Origin of the sequence: Tritonibacter sp. SIMBA_163, from assembly GCF_046535935.1 — a bacterium.
Taxonomy (GTDB): domain Bacteria; phylum Pseudomonadota; class Alphaproteobacteria; order Rhodobacterales; family Rhodobacteraceae; genus Epibacterium; species Epibacterium scottomollicae.
Map to the genome: position 1 here is coordinate 1 of NZ_JAWJBP010000702.1, position 260 is coordinate 260.

Below are 260 nucleotides of genomic sequence, written 5' to 3' on the forward strand. Positions count from 1 at the left end.
CGTCTTTGCAAGTTGTTCTACCATCGGGGGAAAGCGATTTAACACCGTTTCTAGGGGAACCATTCGCGCTTGCAGAAGTTCATCTTGTGCGGTACTGAGGAGTTGTTTTTCTTGACGAATCTTAATCCGAGATTGTCCAAGAAAGTTGTCTAAGTCGTCGAGATTGTCTTCTAAGTTGTTGATTTGTTCCCCTAACGATTGCAGCATCAGATGGAGACTGCTATAGCTATCCATCTCTAATTCATCAAAGCTGGATTGGG

The 260-nt window shown here is 43.8% G+C and carries 1 protein-coding gene; it reads right to left on the minus strand.

What is annotated here, in order from left to right:
• The coding region (locus R0J92_RS24140; protein ID WP_411053544.1) for a hypothetical protein at positions 1-260 on the minus strand (260 nt) is incomplete at both ends.